Source organism: Bifidobacterium sp. N5G01, from assembly GCF_002742425.1.
Taxonomy (GTDB): domain Bacteria; phylum Actinomycetota; class Actinomycetes; order Actinomycetales; family Bifidobacteriaceae; genus Bifidobacterium; species Bifidobacterium hominis.
In genome coordinates this window covers 326,395-350,884 of the sequence record NZ_NJNP01000001.1, presented here as the reverse complement: position 1 = coordinate 350,884, position 24,490 = coordinate 326,395, and the positions used below count along the sequence as shown (strand labels likewise).

The following is a 24,490-nucleotide window of genomic DNA, read 5'->3' as shown; positions in this document are numbered from 1 at the left end:
AATGGCGAAGATCGGCGAAAATCGGTGCAATTCAAGATTTTGATAGCAGTCATCTTTGCAAGAGAGGAGAAACCATGACCGTATCAATCATCAACAAAACATTCAAGAGCATCGTGGCCGCATCGGCCGCGTTGATCATGGCAGCCTCGGTGGCTGCTTGCGGCCCGTCCGCGGCCACTCCGAGCGACGAAGGCTCCGCAAACAACGATTCCAGCTCCAGCAGTAGCGCCACCGCCCGCACTTTGGATGAGATCAAGAAGTCCGGCGAACTCAAGGTTGCCGTCTTCTCCGACAAGGCTCCGTTCGGCTACATTGACAAGGAAGGCAAAAACGCCGGCTACGACGTTTACTTTGCCGAGCGTCTCGGTAAAGATTTGGGCGTGAAGGTCAAGTACACTTCCGTCGACCCGGCTGCCCGCGTGGACGTGCTCACCGCCAACAAGGTGGACATCACGCTGGCCAACTTCACCGTCACCGACGAGCGCAAGGAGAAGGTTGATTTTGCCAAGCCGTACATGAAGGTGGCACTCGGCGTGGTTTCCCCGGAAAATGCCGAAATTACTGACGTGAGCCAGCTTAAGGGCAAGACGCTGATCATCGCCAAGGGCACCACCGCCGAAAGCTACTTCGAGAAGAACGAGCCCGATGTCAAGCTGCAGAAGTACGACCAGTACGCCGACGCCTACAATGCGCTGCTCGACGGTCGTGGCGACGCTTTCTCCACCGACAACACCGAGGTACTGGCTTGGGCCAAGTCCAACAAGGGCTTCAAGGTCGGCATCACCAAACTCGGTGATGAGGACACCATCGCTCCGGCTGTACAGAAGGGCAACAAGGAGCTGCTCAACTGGCTGAACGACGAAATCGTGAAGCTGGGCAAGGAGAACTTCTTCCACAAGGATTACGAAGAGACCCTGAAGCCGGTGTACGGTTCCGATGTCGATCCGGATGACATCGTGGTCGAGGGCGGCAAGCTCTGACAATCACCTGACCTGACGGCGACCTGCCGTCCGTCAATTCTGTTTCCAAGCCTTCCGTGCATGTGCCGCGGGAGGCTTTTTCATATCCTGATAACCGTTCATAAAAAAGAATTATTACGATTTGCGCCTTCCATAAAAATCGCATATAGCCACGCTGGCATGGGAAAGGATTTTTACCGATATCTTGTGATTATCGCTTAAAAAGCCATACGAAAACACACAAGAGAGAGGGGCGTCGTATGAAATACGCAGTGATCGGTGCAGGCGGAATGGGCATCCAGTACGGCGTGCTGCTGCAGGAATTCGCGCACAAGGATGTCGACTTCATCGATACGTGGAAGCCGAACGTCGAGAAGATTCGCGAGCAAGGCGGCGCCTACGTGTCTCAAGATGGTGAAGACCGCCATCTCGTGCCGATTAACGTGTACTACCCGGAGGAGTATGTCGGCCAGCCGGACGTGTGGATCGTGTTCCTCAAGCAGATGCAGCTTGACGGCGTGCTCAAGCGCTGCGCCCACCTGTTCAACAAGAAGCAGATTGTGTTCTCCGCCATGAACGGCTATGGACACTTCGAAAAGCTCAACGAATACTTCTCCAAAGACCGCATTTACGGCGGCACCGCACTGATCGGTGCCTACGTGTACGGCCCCGGCGATTTCAACTTCACCGGCGGAGCACATGCCAAGGCCATGAACCTGTGCGCCTACGCGGATGACGTGACCGACGAGGTGCACAAACACGAGCAGGCGCTGTACGAGGATTTCGCAACGGCCACACTCAACCCGACCATCGTCGACAACTTCATCGGCATGTGCATGGCGAAAATCGTATTCAACTCGGTGCTGAACACGTTGTGTACCATGTACCAGATCCGCTTCGGCGAATTCCATGCGCATCCCGACGCGCGTTGGCTCACCGAACAGCTGGTCGATGAAGCTTACAGTGCGGCCGAAGCAGCCGGATACCAACTGTTGGGCACGCGCGAAACGGAAGTCGAAACCATTCTGCACACCGCGGGCGTGGCACATCCGCTGCATTATCCGTCCATGTATCAAGACCTGACCAAGGGACGTCCAACGGAAGTCGACTACATCAACGGCTATATCGCCAAAGTCGGACGCGATAATGGATACGTGTGCAAACTGCACGAGTTCCTGACCCGCGAAGTGCACTTGGCGGAACGCGCGTTCGCCATTCATAATCCAGACATCGTCGCACAGGCCAAAGCCGACGTCGAAGCCAGTAAGCCGGTAACGGAATAACCGTAATTTTTCAAAACAAGTGAGAGAGGGAAAACAACCATGACCATCGCTATTTTCAAGAAGCCGAACGGCGTCAAACGAATCGCCGCAGCAGTACTCGCCGCTGCAACACTTATTTCCGTTGCGGCATGCGGTTCCGGCAACAGCGCATCCGCGTCCAACAGTCTGAACACCACGAAGGGCAAAACCACCACAATCACCGTCGGCGTGTGCGCAGGACCATACGGCGACATGGTCGACAAGGTTATCGCGCCACTGCTGAAAGATGACGGTTTCAAACTGAAAACCAAGCTGTTCAACGATTATGTGCAGCCCAATAAGGCACTTGCATCCGGTTCCATTCAGGCGAATCTTTTCCAGCATGGCAATTATCTGAAGAAGTTCACCGCCGACAACAATCTCGACCTGACCTCCCTTGGACAGACGCCGACTTTGGGATTGGGTATCTATTCCAACAAGTACAAGTCCATCGATGACATCGAAGACGGAGCTACGGTCGCAATCGCCAACGATGGCTCTAACCTGGCGCGTTCTCTCGGCGTGCTCCAGCAGCAGGGTCTGGTGACGCTCAAGGGCGAGGTCGATGCTACCAAGGCCACGGTCAACGACATCGCATCCAATCCGAAGAACCTTAAAATCAAAACGATCGATGCGGCACAGCTGGCCCGTTCCTTGAATACCGTTGATGTGGCTCTAGTGCCGGGCAACTACTCTTGGGCTGCTGATCTGAAGCCTGCCGACGCGCTCGCCATGGAAAAGCAGGATGATGGCGTGATCGAAGTGTTCGTGGTCCGCACCCAGGACGTCGATTCCGACTTCGGCAAGGCTGTCAAGAAACTGCTTGCCAGCCAGAAATTCAAGGACGCCATCGCCAAGAGCGAATTCAAGGATTTCGGCAAGCCGACCACGTGGTGACGCTATAGCGTGCGGTAATACAAAGGCCCGTATGAATCGAAGAACTCATACGGGCCTTATGTACAAACAAGATTCATCGAACAAAACGTATTGAACGAACTTGAACAAGTACTCGAATGAAGCGAGGAACGAACCATGAGCGTTATTGAACTCAACGACGTGTCTGTGACTTTTCATGAAGGCGGGCGAACCGTCGAAGCGGTCAAGCATGTGAACATCAGCGTGGAAAAAGGCGAGATTTTTGGCATCGTGGGTTTTTCCGGAGCTGGCAAATCCACTTTGGTGCGCACCATCAATCTGCTGGAACGACCAACAGGCGGCCATGTGGTGATCGAAGGCAACGATATCACCGCACTCAAAGGCATCCAATTGAGTGATCTGCGTAAGAAAATCGGCTTTATTTTCCAAGGATTCAACCTGATCACCAACGTTACGGTCGGCAAGAACATTGAATTCGCGCTGAAAGCCGGCGGATATCCGAAAGCGCAGTGGCCGGAACGTGTCCGCGAACTGCTGGCACTGGTCGGTTTGGAAAACAAGATCGACAGCTACCCATCAAGCCTGTCGGGCGGGCAAAAGCAGCGCGTGTCCATTGCGCGTGCGCTCGCCAACAAGCCGGAAATCCTGCTGTGCGACGAAGCCACCAGCGCACTCGACCTGGAAACCACAGAAGGCATTCTGGCACTCTTGCAGCGCATCAACCGCGAACTGGGCATTACCATCGTGTTCATCACGCATCAGCTTGACGTGGCGAAGCAAATTTTCGATCGAGTGGCCGTTATGGAAAACGGTGTGGTAGTGGAGCAGGGCAACACGTTCGACGTGTTCAGTGCTCCGAAACATCCGACCACCAAAGCGTTGGTGGAACGCTACCTTGGCATTGCCGTGCCGCCGCAATTGGTGCCATCGCTGCCGGCCGGCACCATCGTGGAACTGCGATACAAGGGCGATGCGGCACTCGAGCCGCTCATCAGCCAGGTTGCGCAGGATTACGGTGTGAGCATCGACGTGCTGCATGCGAATGTGGAATATTTCGGTTCGCAGGCCATCGGCATTCTGATTGTGCTTGTTTCCGGCGCGGGAGAGCCGCTGCTGCAGGCGTTGAACACGTTGAGAACGCATGTGTTCAGCTATCGGGAACTTGATCGTGGACAGCTGGTTGTGGCCGCCGAAGCTGCGGATAATCAGGAGGCGTGAGAACAATGGAAGAAACTCTGGAAATCCTTCAAGACAATCTTGGGCAAGCGCTGATCGACACGGCATATATGGTTGTGGTGTCGGCGATTATCGGCGTGGTACTGGGCACGCTGGTGGCATTGCTGCTGTATTTGACTGAAAACCGCTTGTTTACGCCGAACCATGCGCTGAACGTTATTGTAGGGTTCATCGTAAACGCGATTCGCTCGCTGCCGTTCTTGATTCTCATGGTGGTGCTTATCCCGGTTGTGCAATTGATTTTGGGTGACCCTTACACGCCGACCGGTGGCGCAATCTCCCTGTCGATCGCCGCAGTGCCGTTCTTCGCGCGAATCGCGGAAAGCGCGTTCTCCGAAGTTGATCCGGGCCTGCTTGAGGCTGCCATCTCCACTGGCGCTACCACACGCCAAATCATTGTGGATGCGGTGTTTCCGCAAGCTTTGCCGTCGTTTATTCGCGGCGTGGTGCTCACCATCATTTCGCTGATCGGCTATTCTGCAATGGTCGGTACCATCGGAGCCGGCGGCATCGGCGATATGGCCATTCAATACGGCTATAACCGTTACGAAACCGGCGTGCTTGTTGTGATTGTTATTATTCTGATCGTCATTGTGCAGATCATTCAGTGGGTTGGCGATTGGTTCGCGCGCAAGGTGACGCACTGATGGTTGCGTATATGCGTGAATGCGCGCATATACAGTCGCGAGATGATAGGGAGGGTTGATTAATGACTTCGTATGTTTCTCCTGTCGCGTTCACTACGGTGGCGCAGTCGATTCCGCCGAATGTGTTCGCCGATATGGATCGCAAAGTGGCTGCCGCGGTTGCCGGTGAGGCTGATGTGATTGATTTGGCCAAAGGCAATCCAGACGCGTTTCCTGCTGATTTCATTCGAGAAGTAGCCAAAAAAGCGGTTGACGATCCGGCCAATGCCCGGTATTCGCCATTCGATGGCAAGCCTAGTTTTCTGCGGGCTGCCGAACAGTGGTATCGCAATACGTACGGTGTTGAGGTTGATTGGAAAACCCAGCTTTTTGCCGTGGAGGGCGCGGTCGATGGTTTGGCCGCGTTGTTCGCCGTGCTGGTTTCCCCAGGCGACGCTGTGGCGTATGCGGATCCATATTACCCTTCGTACCATTGCATGACGGTGATGAGCCGTGCCGAGGAGATACTGTTGCCATCGTTGCCGGAGCGTGGGTTCCTGCCGGATTTGGACGCGGTTCCTGCACAGGTGTGGGATCGTGTGAAAGTGCTGGTGCTCAACTATCCGAACAATCCGACGGGTGCGCAGGCTCCGCGCGAGTTTCTGCAGCGTGCCGTTGATTTGGCTCATGAGCATCATTTCGCGATCGTGCAGGATTTCGCATATGCGGGATTGGGCGTCGATGCGCAGCAGATCAGCATACTGTCACTGCCGGGTGCGTTCGATGTTGCGGTGGAAGTGTGTTCGCTGTCGAAAATGTATGCGATGGCCGGCTGGCGTGCCGGTTTCATCGCAGGCAACGACGACATCGTGTCTCATGTGAAGCAGTACCACTATCAGATGGGTTCCATGGTTACGTCCAGCATTCAAGACGCTGGCACTGCGGCGTTGCTGTCGGATCAGAGCTGTGTGGCCGAACTTGCGGAACGGTATGCGTCTCGTCGCGAAATCGTTGCAGGTGGATTGCGTGAAGCCGGTTTGGATGTGTTTGATTCAGACGGCGGCATCTACGCTTGGGTACACGCTCCTGAAGATCAGACGGGTGAACAGTTTGCCGACACGCTGTTGGAACGTGCGGCCGTCGCCGCGCTGCCGGGCACATGCTTCGGCAAAGTAGGCAAGGATTACGTACGATTCAGCCTGCTCAAATCTGAGGACCAGTTGCGTGAGGCTGTGCGCCGGGTGGCTGCTGTACTAGCGTAGTTTTTCCTGCGTAGCCTTATGCATGAACTGGCGATTGCGGTGCGATGCCTTGCATCTCCGCCGTTTGATAGCCGCTTACAAGAAAACGTTATGGCGATTCGCGCGTTCTATAACAAACGTTGATAAGGCGCGGCGCGCGTTGAAACGCAGGATGCGGTTTAGTGGGTACCAGTGACCGCGTGAATGGCATGCGGCAATGAGCCACAACCCGAGGGGGTGCGCACCATGACTAGATTCAACACTCAGCTTGTTCACGGACTGCCGGTCAACGACAATAACACCGGAGCTGTGAACCCGCCGACTACGAAGCGCTTGATGCCGCTGTTTCCGGGCACTCCGCCAAGGGACCCGCGCGTGGTTGTCCGGCGAAGGACGTGTATTTCGAAGTTCTTACCAATTCGTTGCTGCAGGTCAACAATGTGACGAAGATTGCCGAAATCGCTCATCGCTATGGTGCGATTTCCATTGTCGACAACACATTCGTTATCCCGTATCTGCAGCAGCCGCTTGACCAAGGTGCCGACATCGTCATCCATTCCGCTACCAAGTATCTGGCCGGCCATTCCGAAGTCAACGCCGGTCTTGTGGTGGTCAAGGGCGACGAGCTGGGCAAACGTGTCTACTTCGCACAGAATCGTTTGGGCGGCGTACTTGCGCCGAACGAATGCGATTCGGTGCGTCGTGGTATTCAGACGCTCGCTCTGCGCATGGACCGCCAGCAGGAGAATGCGTGTGCGATCTCCAGCTATCTGTTGCTGCATCCGCTGGTCAAATCCGTGCATTATCCGGGATTGCCGGGGCATGAGTATGAGATTTGGGCATTGTTCAGGAAGTTGCGGATGAGGTGACGGTAATGAAAGACGGCCATCTTGTCGAATATGGAGCTGTCGGTTCCGTGTTACGACACCCTAAAGATGCGTATACGAAGATGTTGCTTGAGGCATCGTCTAAATTTGATGTGATTAATGCATCGTAAGGAGTGATTTTATGACTGACAATGCGGCAATTGATTTCTATGGAGCCGACTGGTGCGGCGACTGCCATCGAGCCAAGGCAGCATTAGACCGTTTCGGGGTCGCCTACAGCCTTCATGATATCGAGCATGAGGATGGTGCTGCAGAGAAGGCCATTGCGATCAGCGGACAACAGCACATTCCCGTGATTCGGTTCGCTGCCGATGGCTCATGGCTGGTGGAGCCTTCGGCCACGCAGTTACAAGCCAAATGCAAGGAGCTCGGCCTGATCTGATTCAACATTGCGTATGCCATCTCACGAGCCGGACAAGGAGAATTGTCTCCTGTTCGGCTCGTAGACGTATGTGGGTCGGCTTCCGGACGGTCGATGTCCGGCTTCCGAATGGACTTTGCCCAACTCGCGGACATTGTCTGCACGTGATTGCATTCTTTGGTAAGTTTTTGCTTGGGTTTGGCAATGGTTGCAGAACCTACGGAAAGCCGTCAATCAACAGGCTTTCGAGAGAAAACCAAAGAAGGGAGTAATGTCATGCCGTTCCTTATTACACTCCTTGTCATTGCACTTATCGTCGCTTTCCTGTTCTTGTCCACGTTGTTTATCGTGCCGCAGCAGCAGGCCTACATCATCGAACGTTTCGGCAAGTTCAACAAGGTGCAGTTCGCCGGCATTCATATTCGAATCCCGTTCGTGGACCGCATCGCCATGAAAACCAACATGCGTGTCAACCAGCTCAACGTGCAGTTGGAAACCAAAACGCTCGACAACGTGTTCGTCACCGTGGTGGCCTCTACCCAGTTTCGTGTCGATCCCAGCAATGTGGCGACCGCATACTACGAGCTGCGCGACCCGGCCGGTCAGCTGCGTTCCTACATGGAGGATGCGCTTCGTTCCGCCATTCCTGCATTATCTTTGGACGATGCATTCTCCCGCAAGGACGATGTCGCTTTTGACGTGCAGAAGACCGTCGGCAATGAAATGTCCCGCTTCGGCTTCACGGTGGTCAAAACGCTGATCACGGCAATCGATCCGAGTCCACAGGTCAAGAATGCCATGGATTCCATCAACGCGGCACAGCGCGAAAAGGAAGCCACGCGTCAGCGTGCCGAAGCCCAGCGTATTCAGATCGAGACCCAGGCGGCCGCCGAGGCTGAGAAGACACGCCTCCAGGGTGAGGGTCAGGCTAATTATCGTCGTGAGATCGCCAACGGTATCGTCGACCAGATCAAGAGTCTGCAGGCTGTCGGTATGAATGTGAACGACGTGAACAATGTGGTGCTGTTCAACCAGTATCTCGATACCATGCGTAATCTTGCCTCGTCGCAGAACGCGAAGACGGTGGTGTTGCCTGCTTCGACGCCTGGTGGCTTCAATGAGATGCGCGACCAGATCACTCAGGCCATGATGTCCGCGGACGAAGCTGCGCAATAGTCGCGCAATAACCGCAACGTCATATTGAATGGCATTGGCACCAAGTGGGGGGCGTCCCGTAAAGGACGTCCCCACTTGCCGTGAGTTGTTGAGAGATGATATTCTCCATGCGTATGTCTTTGAGGACCAGAAGAACGCTTCGACGCACGTCATGACATGCTGACAAGACCTTCCTTTGTATTTGAACTTGGCTATCTCGAGGTTGAGCTTGGCTATCTCGGGGTGTTCCCCTAAGGGATGCGAAGAACGGGGAAACAGTATAAACTCGGTCACAAATCAAGCGCGTCAGACGCCGTATGGGGGAGGCAAAGAAGACTATGGCGAATATTGAAGGGCAAGAGTCGGTGATGGGAACGCGCAGACCCATCATCGAAGTGAAGAACCTGCGTAAGGAGTATCCGGTGCTCGACGAGACCGTCGTGGCATTGGAACGTATCAATCTCACCATTCCGCAAGGTCAGATCTGCTGTATCTATGGCGAATCCGGTTCCGGCAAATCCACTCTGCTCAACCAGCTTGCCGGCATGGAAAAACCAACCAAGGGCGGCGTGTGCATCAGGGGAGTGCCCATCTCCCGTCTAGACGAACGGCAGCTGGCGGAATTCAGACAGAAGCATCTCGGTTTCGTATTCCAGTCATACAATCTACTGCCCAATCTGACCGCCGTCGAAAACGTGGCAATGCCGTTGATGTTCCAAGGCATGCCAAAAAACAAACGCGAGACAATCGCCAAGAAAATGCTGAAACGAGTAGGGCTCGGCAAACGCATGAACCACTATCCGACGCAAATGTCAGGCGGTCAGCAGCAGCGCGTCGGCATTGCGCGAGCGTTCGCATCGCGGCCGCAAGTCGTATTCGCCGACGAACCGACCGGCAATCTCGATTCCAAAACCAAAAACGACGTGATGGACATGATCTGCACGTTCGCACGAGACCTGAACCAAACCATCGTGCTCGTCACGCACGATGACAATATGGCGCAATATGCCGATCGTATCGTAACGCTGCTTGACGGGCGCATCATCGATGACCGTCTGGTGAATAACGCATGACAGCAAGAAGAGAAGGGGAAACCATGAGCAATGGCAGCCATTCCGCAAAATTCATCAACATGGTCATCGCACTGGTGGCATCCGCCGTCATCGCGTTGACCTGCATCGTGCCGACGGCGCTCGCAGAAGACGGCGATGGCACGGACGCCGGCAACGGCGGTTCCACCGTGCAGCTGGCGGGTCCGGTGCCGAATATCATCATCACCAACTACACGTATGGCGACGGTTCCGTGGCGGTGGGCACGAATTTCGATCTTGGCTTCACTTTCCAGAATATGGGCAAGGTTGCGGTCAGCAATATGGTCGTGACTGTTGACGGCGGCGAGAATTTCGCCATTTCCGGCGGTACGAACACGTTCTATTACGAGTCGCTATGGGCGGGTTACTCGCTGACGCAGACCGTGCCCATGCAGGTGCTGTCGAGCGCGAAGAACGGCGCGCAGGGCATCGATATCAACTTCAAATACGAGTATGTCGATGGCGACACCCGCAACTCCAACACTTCGGATATTAAGATTTCCGTACCTGTTTCGCAGCCTGACCGCTTCGAACTGGGTGATCCCGTGCTTCCCGACACCGTCAATGCTGGTGAAGAATCCACTATTTCCATGGAATATGTGAACAAAGGCAAGGGGGATGTGTCCAACGTCGAAGCGTCCATCGAAGGTGACGGCATCACCGCCACGCAAGCCACGCAGTACATCGGCAATGTGGCATCCGGCGCTTCCGGCTCCATTGGATTCGCTTTCACCGCTGATGCGGCCGGCGAATATGATGCCAAACTGAAGGTGACATACGAGGATGCCAATGGCCAGCAGCAGAGCAAGGAATCGCCGGTGAAGATCACGGTGTCTGAGGCACCGGCCCCCGTCGATCCCGGTGCGGATGTTGACCCACAGACAAACCAGGGCATTCCGGCTTGGGTGTGGATTGTCGTTGCCGTGGCTGTCGTTGCTGTGATCGCCATTGTGGTCATAGTGGTTGTACGTCGCCGTAAGAAGGCGAAGAAGGCGGCCGAAGATGATGATTGGGATTGGGATCCCACCGATTCGCATGCCGGAACTGATACTGATGGCATTGCCGATACGGCTGGTACCACGGCAGGCGCTATTGATGCGCCGACCCAGGTGATTGATTCCGTGCCCTCCGTCAAGGAGTGAGCATGCGTTTTTCGGATATCGCACGTTCGTGCATGCAGAATCTGCTGCGTCGCAAATCGCGTACGGTTCTTACGGTGCTTGGCGTGATCGTCGGCTGCTGTTCAATCGTGCTCATGATTTCCATTGGACAAGGCATCAACGAACAGAACGAGCAGATGCTCAAAAACATGGGCAACCTGAATGACATCACCGTATACGCGGACGGCGGAAGTTCGCATTCCACGGCAACGTCATCCAGCGTGAGCGGTGCTGGCAGCGAACAGGCGAAACTCGACGATGACGCCGTGCAGAATTTTCGCAGCATTGCCGGTGTGGCTGGAGTGCTTCCGCAGAAAACGATGTCATACAGTGTGGATGCCACGCAAGGAGCTGGCTCCCGGTACGTGTCGCAATATGTCAACGTGGTGGGAGTCGATGCCACGCAATTGGAAGAATCCGGCTATAAATTGGCCAGCGGACGTCTTCCGATGCGTGCCGGCGAAGTGTTGGCGGGCAAATCCTTCGTGTATTCGTTCTACGACAAGTATGCGTCAGATCCGAGCAATCATCGTATAGAAGCGGGCGGTTATTACTGTGATGAGCATGGTTGCGCCCAATCCGAAGGCGAAGACCCGTTCTTCGATATGCTGAACTCCAAAATCACACTGATTACCGGAGCCAACTATCAAAGTCCCGACGACTACCGCAAGGTGGGCAGAGGATCCGTGGCGCCATCCGATTCCGGCAGTGGCGAGAGTCCCACCATTACCATGCCATACACTGTGGTGGGCGTCATTGATTCCTCCGCCAACAACTATGATGCGTTCACTTCCGGCATTGTGATGAGCATCGACGATATGAAAACGTTGAACGCCAAAATATCGGGGGATACCAAGACCAACATGTCAAGCAAGGTCGTTTACGATCAGGTATTGGTGCATACCCAAGACATCAAAGACGTTGCCGACGTTGAAGCGCAAATCAAGGGTGCAGGTTATCAGACTTCCTCGTTTGAGCAAACGCGTAAGGAAATCGAAAAGCAGTCGCGGGGCATCCAGCTGGCTTTGGGCGGCATCGGCGCGGTGTCGTTCTTCGTTGCCGCGATTGGCATTGCCAACACCATGATCATGTCGGTATCGGAACGTACTCGCGAAATCGGCATTATGAAGGCTCTCGGCTGTTATGTGCGCGATATTCGCATGATGTTCCTCTGCGAGGCTGGCGCGATCGGCCTAGTTGGCGGTGCGATCGCCTGCCTGATTTCCGCAATTGGCTCGATAGGCATCAATATGGCGTCTTTGGGTGGATTCAGTATTGAGAATATCGGCAAAGCGATTATGGGCGGCGACGATGTGAGCCGTATCTCAGTGATTCCATGGTGGCTTTTTGTGGTGGCCATGCTGTTTTCGATTGCCGTTGGCGTGGTCGCAGGTTTCGGCCCTGCCAATAAGGCTGTGAAGATTCCGGCTTTGGATGCCATCAAGAACGATCAGTGATTGCCGGCTGTGCAATGCTGATTGCTGATTGGCGGGAATGGTTCGTGGATGCAGCGGCCAGTCCCGCCAATTCGTTTATGCGTATCATTTATTCGTTAAGAACACCACGAATTCGAGAGACGATGGTTTCCGCAGTCAAGCCGTAACGTTCATTAAGCTCGTCCAGCGGCACTCGGTCGGTGAACTCCTTGGATGCGCCAAAATTCAGCACACGAACATGAGAAGCCTTGGCGTTGCTGGAATTCGCGTAGAATGCGGTGACCTTCTCACCCCATCCTCCTTCCAACTGGCCATCCTCCAACGTAACGACCAAACGATGCCCGTCGGCAAGCATCGTCAGCAATTCGGCATCCATCGCAGAATACTGCAATGCGTCAACCAGCGTCGCAGTGATCGCAGCATGCGTCCCATCATCTTCCGCAAGTGCCGACATGACTTCCGCAGCCAACGGCATAGTGTTGCCGAGTCCAAGAATCGCCACATCCCTGCCGGGCTGAACGATTTGATAGCGCGTGAATGGGCACTCTCCGGCGATATTGACGGCCGGATCATGCTCTTCGGCGCGTTGCAACGGATCGAACGCCATATCGGCGGCACGTTCGAGCGCAAGAATCTGCTCGCCGGGCATACGAATCGCCACCACACCATGCTCGGATGGGCCGGTAGCCCAGGCCAGCATGTCAAGCATCTGCTCGCCGCTCGCAGGAGCCAAACAGGTCACGTCGGGAACATTGGCGAACATCGTCATATCGAATGTGCCTGAATGCGTGTTATCCGCACCGGAAATTCCCGCACCGAAAATCAGCAGCGTAGCGGGAACGTGATTCAACGCCAGCTCTTGCTGCAACTGGTCGAACGTACGCTGGAAGAACGTGGCGGAAGTCGCAAGCACCGGGCGGCCGCCTGCTTTGGCGATACCCGCTGCAAATGCGGCCGCATGCTCTTCCGTAATGCCGGTATCAACGTAATGCGCGCTTGCACGCTCGCGAAAATCTCGTGTGATGCCGTTCGAACCGGGGGTTGCGGGGGAGATGACCACCAATCCCGGTTCGCTGCTGAAACGGCGTTCCAACGATGCCATGGCCATTTCGCCATAGTATTTGCGTGCGTCGAGCGGCTTGCCGAGCGAGGACTCCGGATCCTGCCAATGATTGGCTTCGCATTGGCCCGCATGAGGTTGAGGATTGGTCTGATTGCAGCCATCCGAACCATTGCCGGACTCCGTGTCATCGTCGAAGCCCAAACCTTTGGTGGTGTGAACATGCACTACGATCGGGTGGTCGATGCCTTTGACCTCGTTCAACACCTCCACCAGCGTGTCAACATCATTGCCCTGCTCCACATAGCGGTAATCCAAGCCGAATGCCTTGAACAGGTTCAGTTCCGCAGTACCATTTGACGCACGCAATTTGGCAAGCTGGCCGTACATGCCACCGAAATCCTCAGCGATCGACATTTCATTGTCGTTGACGATGATAATGAGATTGCCGCCCTGCTCAGCCGCGTTGTTCAGCCCCTCGAAAGCGATTGCTGAACTCAAGGAACCGTCTCCAATAATGGATACGACATTGCCGATAGCGCTTTCGTCTGTTGCAGCGCGTTGCATATCGCGGGTTTTGGCGAGACCGCACGCGAGTGAAATCGAAGTGCCGGTATGACCAAGCACAAACGAATCATGCTCGCTTTCCAACGGATTGGTGAAACCAGTCACCTCGCCGAATCGGGATTCGTCGAGATACGCTTCGGCACGTCCGGTAAGCATCTTGTGCACGTAGCTTTGGTGCGACACGTCGAAAATAAAACGGTCGTGAGGCGAGTTGAACACGCGGTGCAATGCCACGGTGAGTTCAACCACGCCAAGATTCGAGCCGATATGCCCACCATGCTTCCTGCCGTAATCAAGCAGCGTGGTGCGGATTTCAAAGCATAAGTCGCGTAATTGTTGGGCTGAAAGGGCATGTACGTCCGCAGGAGTGTGAATCGAACTCAAAATGCCAGCGGTCATCGTGTGCAATTACCCTTCCCTACAACCAGTGCAATCAACTGCGAAATCCTATCCCACTGTATGCCCCGATGAGGGTGTTTGCAGGCAAAGGAGTGCAAAGTCTTCTCAACTTGAGGCACAATAGAGGTGTTTGCAATCGTGAAAGGCCGTTATTCGCAAAGGAGCGCGAACATGAAAGCCGTATATGCTACCGGAACGAATTATGATGATCCGTTGTCTATGCTCGAAGTGGGCGATATGCCCAAACCCGAAACCAAGCCATTCTGGTCCACCATTCGTGTGAAATCAGCGAGCGTGAACCATCATGACGTGTGGAGTCTGCAAGGAGTGGGGCTTGCCGACGAGCAGACGCCGATGATCCTCGGCACCGATGCGGCAGGCGTGCTGCAAGAAGACATTCCCGTGCGTAAGGGGCTTAAGGCCGGCTCCGAAGTGGTGCTGTACACGTTCATCGGTACCGATGGGGCCGGAGTCATGCCGGGGGAGCGTCGTTCGATTCTTTCCGAACGGTACGCGGGAACCATGGCCGAATACACGCAGGTGCCCAGCGCCAACGTGTTTGCCAAGCCTGAGAATCTCAACTTCGATGAGACTGCAGCATTGGGCACCAGCTGGCTTACCGCATATTCTTTGCTGTTCACGTCGGCGAATGTGAAGCCGGGGGATACGGTGCTTGTTCAAGGTGCTGGCGGAGGTGTGTCAACCGCTGCGATCCAGCTTGCCCATGCGGCTGGATTGGAAGTGTTCGTTACCTCACGTAGCGAAGACAAGCGCAATCGTGCATTGGAAATCGGCGCCGACGCGGTGTTTGAATCGGGTGCACGACTGCCTCACAAGGTGGATGCCGTCATCGAATCCGTCGGAGCGTCCACTTGGAGCCATTCCGTCAAATCCGTGCGTCCGGGAGGCGCCATTGCCATCTGCGGCGCGACCACGGGCGATCAACCTGGCGCCGAACTTACGAGAATCTTCTTCCAAGATATTCGTGTGCAAGGCAACACCATGGGTTCTCGCGAGGATTTCGCACGCCTGTTGAAATTCGTGGAACATGCCGATCTGCACCCGGTTATCGACTCCGCATATGCGATCGATGATGCGCGACTTGCGTTTTCCAAGATCGTGAAAGGCGACGTTTTCGGGAAAATCATGTTGCACATCTAGCCGATTGCGTAAAGTAAGCGGTGTTCAAGAACATGTTCTTTTGGATTCTTTCGGAGGTCCTTAATGGCAGACAACAAGCCTGAAGTCGCAGTGATTATGGGGTCGGCGAGCGATTGGGAAACCATGAAGCACGCCTGCGAGATGCTTGACCAGTTCGAAGTGCCGTACATGAAACAGGTGATTTCCGCGCACCGCACCCCGGAATTGATGGGTGAGTTCGCGCATAATGCCCGTGCCAACGGTCTGAAGGTCATTATCGCCGGCGCTGGCGGCGCGGCACACCTGCCGGGCATGGTGGCGGCCCAGACCACCCTTCCGGTCATCGGCGTGCCGGTGCGTTCCCATGCGTTGTCCGGCTGGGATTCGCTGTTGTCCATCGTGCAGATGCCGGGCGGTATTCCGGTCGCCACCACTGCGGTCGGCAATTCCGGTGCCACGAACGCGGGCCTTTTGGCTGTGAGCATTCTGAGCACCACCGATGAGCGTCTGGCCAATGCCCTGCAGGAATACCGTGACTCGCTGAAGGAAAAGGTGGCTGAATCCAATGCCCAGCTTGTCTGAGGAAACCAACGGCCGTGTTGAAAGGCTGATGCCGGGCGCTACCATCGGCATTATCGGTGGTGGTCAGCTTGGTCGCATGATGGCGTTGTCTGCCCGCTATATGGGCTTCCGCATCGGAGTCCTCGACCCGACTCCGGACTGCCCGACCGCGCAGGTGGCTGATTTCCAGGTCACTGCCGAATATGACGACATCACCGCAATCCGCGAACTGGCCGAAAAATCCGATGTACTCACGTACGAGTTCGAAAACGTGAACGCCGACGCCATCGACAAAGTGCGTTCTTTGGCTGCTGCTCCGCAGGGCACGGATTTGCTGCGCGTCACGCAGGATCGCGTCAACGAGAAGCAATTCATCAACGACCATGGCACGCCGACCGCACCGTGGAAGGCCGTCAACAGTGTTGAGGAGCTTGACTCGGCACTCGATGAGATTCACTACCCGGCCGTGCTCAAAACCCGTTCCGGCGGTTATGATGGCCATGGCCAGACGGTACTGAAATCCGATGCCGATCTTGAAAAGGTGCGTGCCCGTGCCGATCGCGGCGGCGGATTCCCGCCAAGCATTCTCGAAGGCTTCGTCGACTTCGCATTCGAAGCAAGCATTCTCGTTGCGGGCAACGGCAAGGATTACGTGACCTTCCCGATCGTGCGCAACGAGCATCGCAACAATATTCTGCACATGACCATCGCTCCTGCCGAAGTCAGCGAAGCCGTGGCGAAGGAGGCGCACGAACTCGCGTTGCGACTGGCGCAGGGCTTCGAATTGGCGGGCATTCTCGCCATCGAACTGTTCGTCACCAAGGATGAGCGGGTCATCGTCAACGAGCTTGCGCCTCGCCCGCATAATTCCGGCCATTACACCATCGAGGCATGCTCGTTCGACCAGTTCGATGCGCATATTCGAGGCATCGCGGGTTGGCCGCTCGAACAGCCTGAACTGCTCAAGCCGGCCGTTATGGTCAATGTGCTCGGCCAGCATGTGGCACCGACCCGTGCGCTGATCGCCGAGCATCCGGAATGGAGCATGCACGACTATTGCAAGGCCGAAGTGCGCCATGACCGCAAGATGGGTCATATTACCGTGCTGACCAACGACACTAAGCAGACCGTGGCCGATCTTGAGCAGACCGGCTGCTGGGATGATTTGAAATAAAACCTAGACGGTAGGTTTCGCGCGCTGGCCTTTCCTTCAAGGATCGGCCGGCGCGCGAAGTCATCAAGGATGGACGTAGATTGGCAGACGGACGCGTGGAGCGCAATACCAAGCAAAAAGAACTGATTCATGATGCTCTGAAGGCGAGTGATGAATTCATTTCCGCACAGGATTTGCATCGCAAGCTGGAAGACGAAGGCGTGAAAGTGGGACTCGCCACCGTATATCGTCAGTTGAACGCGCTGGCCGAGGCTGGGGAGGCCGACACCGTGCGTTTGGAAGGTCAGCAGCTGTTCCGTCTGTGCGGCGATGATGGACATCACCATCATCTCGTATGCACGAACTGCGGCAAAACCGTGGAAATCGAATCACCATCCGAAACATGGCTACGTGGCATCAGTACAAAATATGGTTTTACCATCGAACGGCATACGCTGGAAGTATTCGGACTCTGCTCCGACTGTCAGCGGCAGGCATGAATCATAAAACATACGGTTTCAAGCGCAATGTCTATTCGAATGTCGTTTCTTTACGTTTATGGCTGAAATAGACAGGAAAAATCAAAAGAAACTGTGAATGTAATTTCGACAGTACGATTTTTGGCAGGATAGTAACGTGGCATAATCCAAGCAATATCTGAGAAAAGTTGATACTTGAGGATGATGCGGGCGGTACAGGCGTAAGTGATAGAGTCTTGGGCAGGGAAGGGCCGGCCAAAACTCTTTGACGTGCAGTCGCAAGAGAGCGTTGGTGTCGGCAAGAAGGTTAGAAGCGAACCAATGCGTTATGAGTGGAGAAACTTTTGACGAACGAATCCGTGAGCAACGAGACGATTGAGGAATTGCGTATTTCGACAGTGGATCCCAATGCTCCCAAAAAGGAGCGGAAGGAATTCCCCGGGTGGCTATACGGCGTGCTGTTCATAGTGTTTGATGCCATCGGCGTGGCCGCGCTGCAGATCGGCGTTAGCCAAGCCACCACACGCGTCAATCTATCGAACAACATGTGGCTGACCGGCTGGGGCTTCGTCACCAAAATGTTCACCAGCCTCAACTTCGTGGCAGTGCTCAACCTGATTCTGTGGGGCGTGCTCTATGTGATACTGCTCATGCTCATCAACCGTTTCTGGATTGCCACGCCGATATTTCTGGCCATGACATTCATCGTTGCGGTAATCGAACATTTCAAAGTATCCATACGATATGAGGCGATTCTGCCCAGCGACTTGAACTTCCTGAAAGCCGATACGGGTAATCTCATGAGCTTCATGCCGGCCGGAGCACATTGGACGATTTTGCTTGCGGTTGGAATTTTTGCCTGTTTTGTTGCGTTGTTCGTGTTTTTAAATCACCGCGATGGACGTCATGGCAAGCTGTTCCGTGGGGATGACAAGCAGTCGCGTTCGTTGAATGCGATTGTTCGACTGCTGCTGATCATCGTACCGGGAACGTTCTTCACACTGTATTCCATGCAGGTGAGCACCGTTGGATCTTGGGCGAAAACATTTGCGTCGGCAATGGGAGACAAGCCGTCCATGTGGGATTCCGTCTACGATGCGCAGCGCAATGGTTCGCTGGTCGCTTTCACCAGGCAGCTGAATCCGAAAGTTATGGTGAAACCGGACAACTATTCCGAAAAGGCCATGCAGGAAGTCGCGGCACGATATGAAAAAGCCGCGACGAAAATCAACGCGTCGCGTACCGAAAATATGACCGACAGCACGGTGATCTACGTGTTGTCTGAATCGTTCTCCGACCCGTCTCGTGTGCCGGGATTGAAGGTCAACAAGGATTCCATGCCTAACATCCGCTCCATCAAAGAAAACACGACTTCCGGTTTGATGCTTTCGTCCGGATACGGTGGAGGAACCGCCAATCTCGAATACATGGGATTGACGGGTTTGAGCATGTCGAACTTCGATTCGTCGCTTACCAGCCCGTATCAGCAACTCGTGCCGAACGAGCATTGGACGCCGACCATCAACCAGCTGTGGGGTGCGGCGAAGAATTCCATCGGACTTCATCCATACGAATCGTCCATGTATTCGCGCGCCACCAACTATAAGAAGTTCGGATTCTCGCATTTCTACACGTTGACCGGTCCAGACGTCATCTCGCATCAAGACAAGATCGACGATTCGCCGTATGTGTCGGATGAGGCCACGTATAAGAGCACTATTGAAGAGGTAGAGAAAACCGATGGCAACCAGTTCCTGCAGGTCATCACCATGCAGAACCACATGCCATACCATGATTGGTATAAGAATAACGATTTCAAGGCAGAATCCACTACGGGCACTCCTTTGGAGGACGATGAGAAGGAGTCCATCGAAACCTATCAGAAGGGTGCGGCTCTGACCGACGAGGCGACCGCCGACTTCCTTGACAAGCTCGACGCCATCGACAAGCCGATCACCGTGGTGTTCTACGGCGATCACCTGCCGGGCATTTATTCGTCCGCTTCCGAAGACGACAACAATTCGCTTGCCTTGCATCTGACGGATTATTTCATCTGGTCCAACAAGGCGTCCAGCTCGCAAGGCAACGAGATCGACAACGCCGACTATTCGTCGCCGAACTTCTTCGTGGCGCAGGCCGCCGAGCATATGAACGCCAAGGTGTCCCCGTATCTGGCGTTCCTCACGCAAATGCATGAGAAAATCTCCGCCATGGAGCCGCCAGTCGTCAATAATATCCAGGGATGGGACCGTATTCCTGAAGGGCAGAACATTTATCTTGATGCTGACGGCAATCCCATGGCTGAAAGCGATTTTGATACGGAAACCAAGCAGCTGCTGGCTGACTACCAGCTTATCCAATACGATATTACGACAGGAAAGAATTATCTGAAAGATACGGATTTCATGCAATTGCCGTGACCGGAACGACGCCCTTCCACATGGTCTCCTTGTGGGAGGGCGTTATGCTGGAATAAGAAATTCCGAAGCCAGGTGAGGAGACGAGATGACCGCAACTGACCGCGAGCAGCAGATTTTGGCGTGGATCAAACAGAATCCGCTGATTAGTCAGAATGAACTTGCGCAGTTGTGTGGCATCACCCGTTCAGGGGTGGCCGCACACATCTCCAACCTGATGAAAAAAGGGTACATCCAAGGCAAAGGGTATATCGTCACTCCGCCCAGCTATGTGGCTGTTGTTGGCGCCATCAATATAGACCATTACGGTGTCGCCACGCAGGATGTGGTTGGAGAAAGTTCCAACATGGGGCGCATTGTGTCATCCGTGGGTGGCATTGGTCACAATATCGCCTACAATCTGAACCGGCTTGGCGTGCCGAATTATTTGATTTCCGTCTATGGTGATGATGAGAACGGCGAACGCGTCAAGCGGGACGCGTATGCCAACGGCATTGACATCACGCATGCCAAGCAGATTTCCCATATGCCTACTTCCACCTTCTTGTCGGTTGTTTCCGCGCAGGGGCGTCAGATTGTGGGTCTTGATGATATGCAGATCAGTGCGGAAATCACCCCGGAATTTCTAGCGCAACGAGAGCAGACCATCGTCAATGCGGAAATGGTGGCGATTGATTCGAGCTTGCCGTCTGATGCCATCGCATGGGTTTGCGAAAAAACAAGTCGACCGATTTTCGTGTGCGTGGTTTCCGTTAATAAAGCGGCGCGAATCACGCCGGTGCTTGATCGCATCGACACTATGGTGCTTAATTCCACCGAAGCCAAATTCGTGTCGGGGATTGAGGTGCATGACGAGGCCAGTGCCAGAGATTGCGCCGAACATTTGCTGCGGTCCGGTGTGCGTAATGTGTTTCTTTTTGTGGATGATTCGGACATGCTGTACTGCTGCGAACATGAAAGCTTTTTCTGGTCTTTGCCGGGAAGGGCGGAGGAACGTCGATATACCAATGGTGGTGCGTCGGCGGCGTTGAGTGCGCTGGTGTGGGCGCGTCGTGAGCATAAAACACAGCAGGAATGCGCTAGATATGCGTCTGCGGCGGCTGCGATGAATATGTCTCAGGTGCAGTCGATTTGCGCTGATTTTTCTGAAGAAGCTGTGCGGCGCAAAGCTGATTTGCTGCAGTAACGCAGGTATGGCGGTCTTACATTTGTTTCTTTTGTAATCGCGAGACACGCGATTTTTCCATATGTTACATCGATGAAAAATAAGCAAAAGTTGACTGGCTTAAACTTTTGTTGTACTCTAAATTGAAGATAAAACGTTTCATCAAGGGTGTATCAAGGCAGATATATCCCCGAAAATGTAGGAGGCAATATCCATGGCGGATATGACTTCAGGAAATACTGTTCCTGACCGTTACGTTGTGGTCATCGGTGGCATGAACATGGACATCTGTGGTAGACCGACGAGCACCGTAGTGGACCGAGACTCGAATCCGGGCGTCGTCAGCATGTCCGCAGGTGGTGTCGGTCAGAACATCGCACAGAACATGGCTCATCTGGGCATGCCGACATACCTGATCACCGTCTATGGCGACGATGAAAACGGCAAGACCCTGGAACGTTCGTGCGCGGCCAATAATATCAATCTTGACTATGCCGCACAGCTGGAAGGACGCCGTTCTTCCACCTACATGTTCATCACCGACGATACCGGCGATCTGCTGGTGGCCGTCAACGACATGGAAATCTGCAAGGAAATCAATCCGGCATTCCTCGAATCTCGCCTCGACTTCATCAACGGTGCCGCCATCTGCCTGCTTGACGCCAATCTTGAACCGGAAACCATGGCATGGATTGGCGAACACGTCACCGCGCCACTGTTCGGAGATACCGTTTCCACAGTCAAGGCGCACCGTTTCGACACGATCCTCAACAAGATGACCGTGCTCAAGCCGAATGATTTGGAAGCATCCGTACTCACCGGCATCGGTATCGCCGACCAGTATTCGGCAGGCGCTGCAGCGAAGACCTTGCTTGACAGGGGCGCGAAGAACGTATTCATTTCATTGGGTGCCAACGGAATCCTGTGTGCGAGACACGAAAACGACGAATACAGCTTCAAGCATGTGCCGCCATACCGTACCGAAATCGCCACGGCAAATGGTGCCGGAGATGCCGGCATGGCAGCCATCACCTGGAGCTTCTTCGATAACCCCGATCGAGATCTTGAAGAAGTCGGCAAAATCGCGCAGGCAGCATCCAGCATTGCGCTCGAATGCACAAAAGCAGTGCCCGATATCACCGTGGAACGCATACGTAAGAAGATGTCCGGCGAGATCGAGCCGTTGCTCGACGAAGTGCGTACCGCCTGAATTTTGCTACATCACACGTCCATCAACCCATACAAACACAAGGAGAACCGACAATGGTAGTCAAGCAGATCTATTCTCTGATCGAATACGATGAGGCCGTCAAAACCATGGAGGCTGGTGCCGACAACATTGGACTGGTGCCGATGCAGAATGGTGGCGTTCCGGCACATCGCGTGCCAATCGAACGCGTGCACCGCATTTTCGACGAATGCAAGCGTCGTGGCGTCACCTCCGTGGCCATCATGCTGACCAACGATCCCGACGAGATGATCGAGCTTGCCAGAGAAGTGCAGCCTGACATTCTGCATATCGCAGGCGATGGGTACGCCGCAGATGAAGCATTTGCGGCCCGACTTAAGGAAGCCGTGCCGAACACCAAGCTCATGCAGGCCGTGCTTGTTGACGATGAATCCGCCGTCGACCGTGCCAAGAAGTACGCAAAATACTGCGATTTCATCCTCACGGACTCCGGTCTGGCCCCCGACACCGGCATTGGTGCCAGCGGTCTGACCCACGACTGGAGCATTGACGCCCGTATTGTGGCCGAATGCGGCAAGCCGGTCATCATGGCTGGCGGTCTTGGACCAGACAATGTTGCCGAAGCCATCGAACAGTGCAAGCCGTATGGCGTGGACTCCCTGACGAAGACCAGCATCAAATACGACGGCGGCTACATGGAGAAAGACATCGACAAGGTTCGTCAATTCTGCATCAATGCCGACGCTGCGGCCGCAAAGATCGGACAGTGACCGATGGTTATGGAAGTCAAACTGCTGCAACCCGTCAAAGTGGTCTGCACTGACGATTTAGGGGAGACTCTGGTCGATATCATGCAGACCGCGGGCTACTCTCGTCCGCTGATGGTCACGGATTCCTTCGTCGGAAGCATGCCACTGGTCGTTGCCGCACGTACCAAGCTTGAACAGGCCGGTGTCGATGTGGCGGTATTCGACCAGGTCAAGCCCGACCCGCTTTGCGAAACCGTGGAATCCGGCGTCGAAGCATTCGAAGCACACAAGGCTGACAGCATCATCGCCATCGGCGGTGGCAGTTCCATGGATGTTGCCCGAGGCATCAACATCGTGCGTGTCAACGGCGGATCCATCATTGAATACACCGATCCAGCCAAGCCGATCGCACCATGCAACGGTATGATCGCAGTTCCGACCACCGCCGGCACCGGCAGCGAAATGTCCAATGCGCTGGTAGTCACCGAAGGATCCACCGGTCGTAAACTCGCGGTGCTTGCCGATCCGGCAGTCAGCGAATATGCCGTGCTAAACGCGGATCTCATGCTGACGCTGCCCGCAAAAATGACCATCGCTTGCGGACTTGACGCATTCTGCCACGCCGCGGAAGGATACCTTTCCCGAATGGCAAGTCCGGTCACGGATGCCATCTGCGAAAAAGTGATGTTCCTGCTGTACAACTATCTACCGCGTGCTGTGGCAAACGGTCAGGATCGTGAAGCTAGGGAACGTGTGATGGTCGCATCGACGCTTGCAGGATGGATGCTGAACAATGCGGGAACCATTGCGGGGCATTCCATCGCACACGTGCTCGGAGCGAAATACCACATCGTGCACGGTGAAGCCGTTGGCTACGCGTTGCCGGCGGTTATGGAGTTCGTTGCTCCCGTACGTGCGCATAAGGTTCGTGAGATCGGTCAGATTCTAGGTGCGGTCTACCCGGAAAATGCGCCGGACGAGCAGGTTGCGATTATCGCAAGCAGAGCGTTCAAGGATTTCCGCGACCGCATGCTCGGTCTGCACCCTGTTGAGGATTACGGCATCAGCGTTGAAGAACTCGTTTCCAATGCGCAGGCCGTAGTTGACGAGCGTTTTGCAGGAAACACACCTCGTGACATCGATCTTCAGGCAGCCGAACAACTGCTCGAAGGTTTCGGAAGTCGCTGATATCAAAGGCCATTGCCGGCCTTGCAAAAAGTTGTGTGACCGATGAGCCGTAGTCAGTCAATCGTCGACCACCTCATTATCGGTTCAAAGTTGG

At 54.6% G+C, this 24,490-nt stretch carries 21 protein-coding genes and 1 pseudogene; 21 read left to right on the top strand and 1 reads right to left on the bottom strand.

Annotated features, from left to right (window positions below):
* Positions 1 to 74: 74 nt before the first annotated feature.
* The 12 genes and pseudogenes from CE168_RS01485 to CE168_RS01430 all read left to right on the top strand — a co-directional run bounded on the left by CE168_RS01485 (position 75) and on the right by CE168_RS01430 (position 12,350).
* Complete coding sequence (locus CE168_RS01485) at positions 75 to 980, top strand: cysteine ABC transporter substrate-binding protein (protein WP_099570834.1); 906 nt, start codon at positions 75 to 77, stop codon at positions 978 to 980.
* 239 nt (positions 981 to 1,219) lie between these two features.
* Positions 1,220 to 2,242 (top strand): ketopantoate reductase family protein, encoded by a 1,023-nt coding sequence (locus tag CE168_RS01480; protein ID WP_099570833.1) that lies wholly within the window; start codon positions 1,220 to 1,222, stop codon positions 2,240 to 2,242.
* A gap of 39 nt (positions 2,243 to 2,281) precedes the next feature.
* Positions 2,282 to 3,157 (top strand): MetQ/NlpA family ABC transporter substrate-binding protein, encoded by an 876-nt coding sequence (locus tag CE168_RS01475; RefSeq protein ID WP_099570832.1) that lies wholly within the window; start codon positions 2,282 to 2,284, stop codon positions 3,155 to 3,157.
* Positions 3,158 to 3,292: 135 nt separating this feature from the next.
* Entirely contained in the window at positions 3,293 to 4,354 is a 1,062-nt protein-coding gene (locus CE168_RS01470; protein ID WP_099570831.1) for a methionine ABC transporter ATP-binding protein, read from the top strand.
* Between the two features lie 5 nt (positions 4,355 to 4,359).
* Positions 4,360 to 5,019, top strand: coding sequence for a methionine ABC transporter permease (locus tag CE168_RS01465; RefSeq protein WP_033501370.1), 660 nt, complete (start codon positions 4,360 to 4,362; stop codon positions 5,017 to 5,019).
* Between the two features lie 62 nt (positions 5,020 to 5,081).
* The gene (locus CE168_RS01460) at positions 5,082 to 6,260 is read left to right on the top strand and encodes a pyridoxal phosphate-dependent aminotransferase (RefSeq protein ID WP_099570830.1); all 1,179 of its coding nucleotides are present in this window, start codon (positions 5,082 to 5,084) and stop codon (positions 6,258 to 6,260) included.
* A gap of 225 nt (positions 6,261 to 6,485) precedes the next feature.
* Positions 6,486 to 7,060: pseudogene (locus CE168_RS01455) on the top strand (PLP-dependent transferase); the annotation flags it as partial.
* Between the two features lie 187 nt (positions 7,061 to 7,247).
* Positions 7,248 to 7,508 carry a mycoredoxin gene (locus tag CE168_RS01450; RefSeq protein WP_099570829.1) on the top strand — a complete coding sequence of 87 codons (261 nt, stop codon included), beginning with the start codon at positions 7,248 to 7,250 and terminating at the stop codon, positions 7,506 to 7,508.
* 255 nt (positions 7,509 to 7,763) lie between these two features.
* Positions 7,764 to 8,663 (top strand): SPFH domain-containing protein, encoded by a 900-nt coding sequence (locus CE168_RS01445; protein ID WP_099570828.1) that lies wholly within the window; start codon positions 7,764 to 7,766, stop codon positions 8,661 to 8,663.
* Between the two features lie 317 nt (positions 8,664 to 8,980).
* Positions 8,981 to 9,715 (top strand): ABC transporter ATP-binding protein, encoded by a 735-nt coding sequence (locus CE168_RS01440; protein ID WP_180753651.1) that lies wholly within the window; start codon positions 8,981 to 8,983, stop codon positions 9,713 to 9,715.
* A gap of 23 nt (positions 9,716 to 9,738) precedes the next feature.
* A complete protein-coding gene (locus CE168_RS01435; protein WP_099570827.1) occupies positions 9,739 to 10,875 on the top strand; it encodes a COG1361 S-layer family protein in 1,137 nt (378 codons plus the stop codon).
* Between the two features lie 2 nt (positions 10,876 to 10,877).
* Entirely contained in the window at positions 10,878 to 12,350 is a 1,473-nt protein-coding gene (locus tag CE168_RS01430; RefSeq protein WP_099570826.1) for an ABC transporter permease, read from the top strand.
* 88 nt (positions 12,351 to 12,438) lie between these two features.
* Here CE168_RS01430 and CE168_RS01425 read toward each other — a convergent pair whose 3' ends face one another.
* Positions 12,439 to 14,355 carry a 1-deoxy-D-xylulose-5-phosphate synthase gene (locus CE168_RS01425; RefSeq protein ID WP_099570825.1) on the bottom strand — a complete coding sequence of 639 codons (1,917 nt, stop codon included), beginning with the start codon at positions 14,353 to 14,355 and terminating at the stop codon, positions 12,439 to 12,441.
* Between the two features lie 171 nt (positions 14,356 to 14,526).
* Here CE168_RS01425 and CE168_RS01420 point away from each other — a divergent pair, with 171 nt between their 5' ends.
* The 9 genes from CE168_RS01420 (at position 14,527) to CE168_RS01380 (ending at position 24,396) form a co-directional block, all read left to right on the top strand.
* A complete protein-coding gene (locus tag CE168_RS01420) occupies positions 14,527 to 15,516 on the top strand; it encodes a zinc-binding dehydrogenase (protein WP_099570824.1) in 990 nt (329 codons plus the stop codon).
* Positions 15,517 to 15,579: 63 nt separating this feature from the next.
* A complete protein-coding gene (gene purE / locus CE168_RS01415) occupies positions 15,580 to 16,077 on the top strand; it encodes a 5-(carboxyamino)imidazole ribonucleotide mutase (protein ID WP_003836415.1) in 498 nt (165 codons plus the stop codon).
* The gene (purK, locus tag CE168_RS01410) at positions 16,061 to 17,230 is read left to right on the top strand and encodes a 5-(carboxyamino)imidazole ribonucleotide synthase (RefSeq protein WP_099570823.1); all 1,170 of its coding nucleotides are present in this window, start codon (positions 16,061 to 16,063) and stop codon (positions 17,228 to 17,230) included. The genes purE and purK overlap by 17 nt, the downstream gene beginning before the upstream one ends.
* 80 nt (positions 17,231 to 17,310) lie before the next feature.
* Complete coding sequence (locus CE168_RS01405) at positions 17,311 to 17,709, top strand: Fur family transcriptional regulator (protein WP_180753649.1); 399 nt, start codon at positions 17,311 to 17,313, stop codon at positions 17,707 to 17,709.
* A gap of 323 nt (positions 17,710 to 18,032) precedes the next feature.
* Positions 18,033 to 20,108 (top strand): LTA synthase family protein, encoded by a 2,076-nt coding sequence (locus CE168_RS01400; protein ID WP_099571159.1) that lies wholly within the window; start codon positions 18,033 to 18,035, stop codon positions 20,106 to 20,108.
* Positions 20,109 to 20,193: 85 nt separating this feature from the next.
* Positions 20,194 to 21,291, top strand: a complete 1,098-nt coding sequence (locus tag CE168_RS01395) for a PfkB family carbohydrate kinase (RefSeq protein WP_099570822.1) — start codon at positions 20,194 to 20,196, stop codon at positions 21,289 to 21,291.
* A gap of 193 nt (positions 21,292 to 21,484) precedes the next feature.
* A complete protein-coding gene (locus CE168_RS01390; RefSeq protein ID WP_099570821.1) occupies positions 21,485 to 22,480 on the top strand; it encodes a carbohydrate kinase family protein in 996 nt (331 codons plus the stop codon).
* A 53-nt stretch (positions 22,481 to 22,533) separates the two neighbouring features.
* A complete protein-coding gene (locus CE168_RS01385; RefSeq protein WP_099570820.1) occupies positions 22,534 to 23,229 on the top strand; it encodes a phosphoribosylanthranilate isomerase in 696 nt (231 codons plus the stop codon).
* Positions 23,230 to 23,232: 3 nt separating this feature from the next.
* The gene (locus CE168_RS01380) at positions 23,233 to 24,396 is read left to right on the top strand and encodes an iron-containing alcohol dehydrogenase (protein WP_099570819.1); all 1,164 of its coding nucleotides are present in this window, start codon (positions 23,233 to 23,235) and stop codon (positions 24,394 to 24,396) included.
* Positions 24,397 to 24,490 lie beyond the last annotated feature (94 nt).